Source organism: Novipirellula rosea, from assembly GCF_039541335.1.
GTDB classification, from domain to species: Bacteria; Planctomycetota; Planctomycetia; order Pirellulales; family Pirellulaceae; genus Novipirellula; species Novipirellula rosea.
In genome coordinates this window covers 200,777-208,927 of the sequence record NZ_BAABGA010000037.1, presented here as the reverse complement: position 1 = coordinate 208,927, position 8,151 = coordinate 200,777, and the positions used below count along the sequence as shown (strand labels likewise).

Below are 8,151 nucleotides of genomic sequence, written 5' to 3'. Positions count from 1 at the left end.
GGGTTCTACGGCGGGATGCCGATGAAGCGGTTTGCATTCGGATGAATGAACGCAATCGGCTTGGAAAGCCGAGCGACAATGGCTGCGCAAATCTTGTTTCGATTCTTAGTTGCGGTAACGACGCCCGCAAATCATGTTCGCTGCTGACGTCGCTACCGCGACTGATCATGTGGGTGAGGACAAGGACAGACGAATCGTCGCTCTGGATTCATTCGTCTGTCCCCTTATTCGTCTGTCAAAAAACACTCGTCGCTGCCTTTGTCCCTCGCATACTCGCGGGTTCTACGGCGGGTTGCCGATGAAGCGGTTTGCATTCGGATGAATGAACGCAATCGGCTTGGAAAGCCGAGCGACAATGGCTGCGCAAATCTTGTTTCGATTCTTAGTTGCGATAGCGACGCCCGCAAGTCATGCTCGCTGCTGTCGTCGCTACCGCGACTGATCATGTGGGTAAGGACAAGGACAGCCGAATCGTCGCTCTGGATTTATTCGTCTGTCCCCCCATTCGTCTGTCAAAAACACTCGTCGCTGCCTATGTCCCTCGCATACTCGCGGGTTCTACGGCGGGCTGCCGATGAAGCGGTTTGCATTCGGATGAAGGAATGCAATCGGCTTGGAAAGCCGAGCGACAATGGGCTGATCCCTGGACTTCAGAAGAAATCGTTTTTGCTAGCAATTGATGGCAGCAACAGCGAGACTCGCCGCTTGGGCGGTAATTGCGCGGAAGTGCGAGCAGAGAGGGACACAAACGGGAAATCTGTATTGCGTCGACGATTGCGAATGCGTTATCAGCCAATTGCAACGCACTTTCCACTCACCCCAAAACAATTCATTGGGAGCGTATCATGTCACATCTTTGGATCGACCCGAACAGCTGTGAATCTTTAGCGATTCTTGTCGAATCTGTGGCATCTGTCCTGTTGACGCAAAATCCGGCCCCGATTTGCTTGGAAGTCGACATTGATTCGTCCATCAAACTGCCCGCCAATCCGAACCAAACCGTCGACCTGATCCGCAGCATGGTCATCCAAGCGGTTGCGGAAATGACCGAGGGCGGCGAGTTGACCATTACCGCCGTCGATGCCGCTGGTGGCCTGGAACTCGAAGTCGCTGATACCGGCCGCGCGATCGAACTCCGCGAAACACGCATTCCGTTTGCGGTTGCTGCAGTGGGTGCCCGCATTCACTGGCAAAATTGTCCTCAAGGGGGTGCGGCGGCCACGGTCGTGTTCCGTCCTCAACAGGGAGCTGCCCGCATCGCAGCGTAAACCATGCTTGGCATTTTCAAATCCACGACGATTCCTGCACTCGAGCAATCGCTGACGTTCTCCGAGCGGCGACACGAATTGCTGGCCGGCAATATCGCCAACCTCGATACGCCTGGTTACCGATCACGCGACCTGGATGAGTCGGAGTTTCAAAATGCGTTGGCGGAATCGATCCACGACTCCCGCCGCACTCGCCCCACTGACTCGATCGGTGCGGTCACCCGCGACGACATTTACGCAGGTCCGCGTGCGGCATCCGAGCAAGTCGTTTTCCACGACGGTAGCGACGTCTCACTGGAAGGACAGATCACCGAAATCGCCAAGAACCAACACCTACACGGCCTCGCGATCACGACAATGCGAAGCCAGTTTTCGCTGCTGCGAGCCGCGATCACCGAACGTGCTTAGGTCGCCGACCTACGCTCGACTATTTAACACCTGCACTCACAAAGGATCCCGAGCATCATGATACGATCCATCGACATCAGCACGTCGGCCTTGGTCGCACAGCGAACTCGACTCAATGCGATCTCGGGAAACATCGCCAACATGTCCTCGCTGACCGACGAAAACGGCGAAGCGAATCCGTACCGTGCTCGCGAAGTGGTCTTTCAAACCGACGATTCGCTGACCACGTCGGGCGCATCTGGCGTCAAGGTTGCCGAGATCAAAACGAGCGAGGCGGATCATCGCTATCGCTATCAACCCAATCACCCGCTGGCCATCAAAGAGGGCGAGTGGAAAGGCTATGTGGCTTATCCCAACATCGACATGACCACGCAGATGGTGGACGCGATGGAAACCACACGTGCCTATGAAGCCAACGTCGGCGTGATGGAGATTTCCAAGAACCTAAGCCGCGAGACATTGACGATCCTCGCCTAACCGATCGCTCAAACGTTTGCGTCCGTAACGCCAAATCATGAAACCGATTTCGACCATCGCACCGCCGCCACGCCCGGCCAACCCATTTTCGACGAGTCCCTCGTCGAAGACTTCGGGTGCTGCGAATGTGCCGACTTCAGGAGTCGATTCGTTCGCCAAACTGTTGTCCAACCAAGTCAACAACGTCAACTCGATGCAAAACAACGCCGATGGCATGGTCCATTCGTTGTTAACAGGCGGGGATGTGAACGAAGCCGAAGTGTTGACGGCGGTACAAAAAGCCGATCTCGCCTTTCGTATGCTGCTGCAAGTTCGCAACAAGTTGATGGAAGCCTATCGCGAAGTTCAACAAATCCAGATCTAAGACAATGCGGGACATCGCCCCGGACCACTCATTCCCCGCACCCTATTTCCTTTAATCCGACACCTCTCGATTTATCCGACACCTCCTGTAGACCATGAACCTCTTTAACCAGTCCGCTGAACAGATACGCGAAACATTCAAAGCGATGCCGATGCAGTCGCGAATGATCACGCTGCTGTTGGTCGCTGCGATCGCGATCGGATTGGGATTCCTGGTACGCGGCAGTAGCACGACGAATCACGAAGTTCTGTTCGGCGGCCGTGTGCTCGGCGAACAAGAGCTCGACTCGGTGGAATTGGCGTTCAGTGCCGCGGGGCTCAACGATTGGGAACGCGAAGGGCGTCGAATCCGCATCCCCAAGGCCGAGCGTGCCGCCTATTTGGCGGCATTGACCGAATCGGCAAACCTGCCCATTTCGCTTCGCAGCAATGTTCAGTCGGCGATCGAAAGCAACAGTGCGTTCGACTCGAGCGAACAACGTAATTCACGAGAAATGCACGCCAAAGAACAAGACTTGGGCAGCAAAATCGCCGCGTTTATGGACGTCAAATGGGCCAGTGTCGAGTATGACCGAGGCGAGCGATTCGGGCTCAGCCGATCGCGTCCGCAATCCGCCAGCGTGGTGGTCGCTCCCGAAGGCACCGATCCGCTGCCGCGACAACGCATCCAAATGATCAAAGATCTGATTCGCGGTTCGTTCGCCGGCATGACCAGCGACGATGTGGTCGTGATCGACACCAATTCGTCCGGCGTCACCGATTTCAATGACGACAGCGACCCGTTGGCGAACAAGCGGCGTGAAGAGGAAGCTCGTTACGAGCAAAAAGTACGCAAACAGCTTGGCGGTTACGGGCCAGATGTCCGGATCGCGGTGTATGCCGAGATCGACCCGACAATGGACGTCCAAAAAACCGTCCTTAAATATGATGCCGAGCGAACCACGTTGACCGATCGCTCGAAAAAAATCGATTCGCAAAGCAACCGGCCGCTGAACCAAGGAGTGCCGGGAACGGTTCCCAACGCGATCGGCAACCGTGCCGCCAGCATCGAAGAGAATGCTCAGACGACCAAATTAAAAGAAGATGAACGCGAGAGCAGCGGAGTGGCAGGCCAACAATACGAAAATTCGCGAGTTGCCTCGCTGCAAGTCAAACGAGTTCGCGTGTCGATCAGTCTTCCACAAAGTTACTACCAACACGTGTGGGCCCAGAACAATCTGCGAGACAATCCCGATCTGAAGCCATCGGAGATTCCTCCGATGCGAACCGCTGACCTCGAAAAATTGCGATTGGACGTGAAGAGCAACATTCAAAAAGCGGTTACGCCGCTGTTGCCCGAAGTCAACGCTGGAGAAAGCAAAATTGAATTGGTCGAAGTGACCGATTATCTGAATCTTCCAGAACCCGAGATGCCCGAACCGGAAACCGCCAAGATTGCGATGAGTTGGCTCGCCCAATCATGGCAGACGATCGCTTTGATCGTATTGGCCGTGGTCGCCCTGATGGTCGCACGCGGTGCAATCCGCGGTTCGGGAGACGGGGTACCCAAAGATTTCGCTGAAGGGTTTGGACTCGAATTGCCGACGCCCCCCGCGGAAGAGGAAATCGAAGAAAAACGAGTCGAAGCCATGGAGATCACCGGCGGGACGCTCAAGGACGAATTGGCCAGCATTGTCGAAGATAACCCCGAAGTGGCTGCCAACGTGATCCGAAACTGGGTCGGTGCGGCCTAACGTAGAATAGGCTTCCAGCCTGTTAACAGCACACGCTCGTTCCAGATGAACACGTCTATTTCACTAAGTCCGTTGCTCATCTCGTTTCACCTCCCCCACGGGGTAGGTCAGAGATGGTGGTAGCCAGCTCTGAATCGGGCTCGCCGTGTTAGCATTACCCGGCCGCTCAGCCACAAGCGGCTCATAAAAACAACGAAAGTCTTGACGACTTGTTGATTTAGTCCAAATGCGAATTGCAATGGTGAGCCGTGGGCCGTAAGGCACCGGGTACCGCGTGGGACCCGGCCGCTCACGCGTCACGGCTCAATAAATCAACAAGTCGTTGACGACTTCCGCTACCGACGAGCCAGGAAGACCATCTCACGATCGAATCCGCTCTTTCATGCATTGCGCACTTTGCTTACAAGTAGATTCGGTGTGAAGGATCACGCCAAACCCGACGGAGAAATGGATTCACCTCGGAGCCTCTTGCAGGGCGTTTTGCAAAGGAGTGCACGCAATGAATGCTGCTCATCAAACAGGAGCGAACCGAGAAGCATCGCTGCGACGCGTTGCAATCGTATTGAGTAGCTTGCCAAGCCCGGTCGCGGCAAAGCTGTTGAATAGTTTTGACGATGCAATGAAAAAATCGTTGCGGCGAACCATGACCTCGCTCTCGGACGTCGATCCGCTTGAGCGTCAGCGGGCACTGCAAGCATTCAAAGGGTCGCTCGAATCTCAGCAGAACCGTCCCGCAGGCACCAATAACGCGGGGCAAGACGAGATTCAGCTGCGGGCAAACTCAATCGATCCCAACTCATCGGCCGGCAGCTCGGTGATGAAGCAGGATCGCGATAATGCGGCCCACCGCTCCTCTGAATCGATGCCCCACACCCATACCGCGCTCTCGTTTCTAGGCGATACCGAAGACGAGGTGCTGGTCACGGTGATCGATGGTGAACATCCGCAGGCCGTCGCACTGGTATTGGCATCGATCTCGCCCGCTCAAGCTGCCCGCATCCTGCCGCAACTTGATGCAACGGTTCAGAAAGATGCCTTGAGCCGGATCGGACGACTCAACGATGTCCCCGAAGAAGCGGTCCAAGAACTTGCCTCACACTTGCGGAATCGAGTCCAACAGAGTCTCAGCTCGCAACAAAAACGGGCTTCGCAATCCACCGGGCAACGTGCGCTCAACGCGATCTTGGCCGCCATGCCCCAGCCGAAATCGGAGACAAGTCCGCTGCCTAATCCAGTCTCCCAGACGCGGGCCCCCATCGAAACCAATCGCATCGCGGACGTCGCGGAATCTCGTCCTGAGAACGTTGAAATCCATTCGCTTCGCATCGCGCCAGAAACCAAGACCGCCTCAGGTGACGACCGGGCGACGTCGCAAGCGAAGCCTCGCAAACCGCAAACCACGACTCTTTCGACCGATTCGATTCATCAACATTTGATCTCGCTGACGCCGCTTGACTTATGCCAAGCGCTTGGGCAAGTCGGCACGCGGCAAGCGATGTTGACCCTATGTGGACTTCCCAACGTGACGGCCGAAGCCGCTCTGCGAGTGTTACCCAAGGCGTATGCGAAACAGGTTCGCAGTCAAATGAACACGCTCGGTTCGCTTGAATTACGCGAGATTGACGAAGCGAAATCGGCAGTCGCGACCGCGTCGATGAAATTGAATGCCGCCGCATCAGCGGAAAAGACAACCGCGATGGCGGCGTAGACTCGACACGTCGCAAACGAATCCCAGGAACCTTGTCATGGCCATTGTTTTAAAATCAGAACGACCGTCGGACCCCACAAATGCCGCACGCAGCGTTACCGGTTTGGCTGGCTTTAACTTGGACGACCTCGCCGACGCCGGACGCAGCCGTATCGACGAATGTCGCAAACAAGTGGCCGCGATGCTGGATCAAGCCAAGAAAGACGCCGAACTGATCCGCAAACAAGCACACGAGAAAGGCTATCAGGACGGGTTGGCTAGGGCCGCAATCGATTCCGATAAAAAGATCAAAGCACAAGCCGAAACCCTGGCGGCCGACTCGCTGAAGATCATCCATAACGCAGTCGAGCATTTGCATCGAATCCATGAAGATTGGATGCAGCAGTACGCCGACTCGTTGACGTCGATCGCGATCGCGGCTGCCGAAAAAGTGATCCGCCGCCAACTTGCGGGCGATGAAACCATCCTGGTCCGCTGGGCCGAAGAGGCACTGCGAAGCACACGTTCGGCGACTCGGTTGATCTTAGCCGTCCATCCGGAAACGTTGGTGAATCTCGGCCAAGTCTTTGACGAACTGCTGGCGTCCCCTGATTTGCCAGAACAAACGATGGTGGAACCCGATGAAACCGTCGCTCTGGATGCGGTCATCGTACGGCAACCCGGCGGCGAGATCCGCGCGGGACTCGACGAACAATTGCTGCGATTACAGGAGTTGTTGGTATGAGTGCGGCAACGTTCAAGTACAACATCACCCCGCCCAAGATTCACCAAGCGGAAACCGCGTCGCGAATCATCCGCGAAGCGATGACAAATCACATCACCGGACGGATCGCAGCGGTGCGTGGTGACGCGATCGAATTGGAAGGGATGACGGCGCCGATCGGTGCGATCTGCGAAGTTTGTCCCGATACGCCAAACAGTCGGCTCGCTCGGGTGATTGGATTCCAAGGCGTGCGACCGATTATCGCGCCGCTGGAAACGATGGCTCCGATCGCGGCCGGTGACAAAGTGCGATTGGTCGGTGGGTCGATGAATTTGCGAGCCGGTGCCTCGTTGTGTGGACGGGTGATCGACGCGCTAGGGCGTCCGATCGACGGCAAACCGCTTCCCGAAGACTTGGCACCTGTGGACAGTACCCGGATGGCTCCGGAATCACTCGATCGCCCTCCGATCGACACGCCACTGCAAACCGGCGTCCGCGCGATCGACAGCATGTTGACGTGCGGCAGCGGTCAACGTTTAGGTATCTTCGCGGGCTCGGGTGTCGGCAAAAGTACCTTGCTGGGCATGTTGGCGCGTGGATCGAATGCGGATCGTATTGTGATTTGCATGGTTGGCGAGCGAGGTCGTGAGGTCCAAGAATTTATTCAGCGAAGCTTGGGCGAAGCAGGACTGCGGCGAAGCGTCGTGGTGGTCGCAACGAGCGACCGGCCGGCGGCACAGCGAATCGCGGCCACGTGGACCGCAACCGCGATCGCGGAATCGTTTCGCGACGAAGGCAAGAATGTCCTGTTGCTGATGGACTCGGTCACTCGGCTGGCAATGGCCCAGCGTGAACTCGGACTCGCCTCGGGCGAACCGCCCACGACACGCGGTTATCCCCCCAGCGTCTTCAATCTGTTGCCGCAAGTGGTTGAAAGGGCAGGGCGGACCAAGCTCGGATCGATCACGGCGTTTTACACCGTGTTGGTCGAAGGCGACGACAACAACGAACCAATCGCCGATACGCTGCGTGGACTGCTCGATGGCCACATCGTGCTCAGCCGCGATCTGGCGGCGCAAGCCCAATGGCCTCCGATCGATGTGCTGCAGAGTCTGAGCCGATTGCAGAGCCACCTCGTTTCTCCGTCCACTCTGAATGCGGCCAGCGAAGTACGACGCTACTTGAGTGACTACAAGAAGAACGCCGACTTGATTTCGATCGGAGCCTATCGCAACGGCAGTGACCCGAACGTCGATCGAGCGATCTCGATGCGGGAACCCCTAAAACGATTCCTCTCGCAAGACGCCAAAGAGATTGCCCCGATGGAGCAATCGCTCGCGGTACTCGAAGGATTGATCGCCGCACAAGCACCTGCCGCACCACCTGCTGCCGCGTCACCCCAGCCCCAAAAACCAAACACGCAGCCCGGAGCGGTGCCGCCGGCGCGTTAGAAGAAGCAGGGTAGTGGATCTTGCTAAAGATCCTGCCACC

At 56.7% G+C, this 8,151-nt stretch carries 9 protein-coding genes; 8 read left to right on the top strand and 1 reads right to left on the bottom strand.

Going from position 1 to position 8,151, the window contains the following annotated elements:
• The first annotated feature begins 845 nt into the window (after window positions 1-845).
• Genes ABD971_RS15990 through flgC form a run of 3 tightly spaced genes read left to right on the top strand, consistent with a single transcriptional unit; the run spans window position 846 to window position 2,153 of the window.
• Window positions 846-1,268 (top strand): nitrogen regulation protein NR(II), encoded by a 423-nt coding sequence (locus ABD971_RS15990; RefSeq protein ID WP_339937047.1) that lies wholly within the window; start codon window positions 846-848, stop codon window positions 1,266-1,268.
• 3 nt (window positions 1,269-1,271) lie between these two features.
• The gene (locus tag ABD971_RS15985) at window positions 1,272-1,676 is read left to right on the top strand and encodes a flagellar basal body rod protein FlgB (RefSeq protein ID WP_345323652.1); all 405 of its coding nucleotides are present in this window, start codon (window positions 1,272-1,274) and stop codon (window positions 1,674-1,676) included.
• 57 nt (window positions 1,677-1,733) lie between these two features.
• Window positions 1,734-2,153: a flagellar basal body rod protein FlgC gene (gene flgC, locus ABD971_RS15980; RefSeq protein ID WP_040764355.1), complete on the top strand. Its 420-nt coding sequence runs from the start codon at window positions 1,734-1,736 to the stop codon at window positions 2,151-2,153.
• Here flgC and ABD971_RS36185 read toward each other — a convergent pair.
• Window positions 2,121-2,369, bottom strand: coding sequence for a hypothetical protein (locus ABD971_RS36185; RefSeq protein ID WP_345323659.1), 249 nt, complete (start codon window positions 2,367-2,369; stop codon window positions 2,121-2,123). The two genes, flgC and ABD971_RS36185, sit on opposite strands and share 33 nt — an antisense overlap.
• On the opposite strand from ABD971_RS36185, the gene fliE reads away from it, so the two are divergent.
• The 5 genes from fliE to ABD971_RS15950 all read left to right on the top strand — a co-directional run bounded on the left by fliE (window position 2,281) and on the right by ABD971_RS15950 (window position 8,111).
• Complete coding sequence (gene fliE, locus ABD971_RS15970; protein WP_339937179.1) at window positions 2,281-2,517, top strand: flagellar hook-basal body complex protein FliE; 237 nt, start codon at window positions 2,281-2,283, stop codon at window positions 2,515-2,517. The two genes, ABD971_RS36185 and fliE, sit on opposite strands and share 89 nt — an antisense overlap.
• 94 nt (window positions 2,518-2,611) lie before the next feature.
• Window positions 2,612-4,249 (top strand): beta-cystathionase, encoded by a 1,638-nt coding sequence (locus tag ABD971_RS15965; protein WP_339937042.1) that lies wholly within the window; start codon window positions 2,612-2,614, stop codon window positions 4,247-4,249.
• A gap of 499 nt (window positions 4,250-4,748) precedes the next feature.
• Window positions 4,749-5,957, top strand: coding sequence for a FliG C-terminal domain-containing protein (locus ABD971_RS15960; RefSeq protein WP_345323645.1), 1,209 nt, complete (start codon window positions 4,749-4,751; stop codon window positions 5,955-5,957).
• A gap of 37 nt (window positions 5,958-5,994) precedes the next feature.
• Window positions 5,995-6,681 carry a FliH/SctL family protein gene (locus tag ABD971_RS15955; RefSeq protein ID WP_345323643.1) on the top strand — a complete coding sequence of 229 codons (687 nt, stop codon included), beginning with the start codon at window positions 5,995-5,997 and terminating at the stop codon, window positions 6,679-6,681.
• The gene (locus tag ABD971_RS15950) at window positions 6,678-8,111 is read left to right on the top strand and encodes a FliI/YscN family ATPase (protein WP_425571318.1); all 1,434 of its coding nucleotides are present in this window, start codon (window positions 6,678-6,680) and stop codon (window positions 8,109-8,111) included. The genes ABD971_RS15955 and ABD971_RS15950 overlap by 4 nt, the downstream gene beginning before the upstream one ends.
• Window positions 8,112-8,151 lie beyond the last annotated feature (40 nt).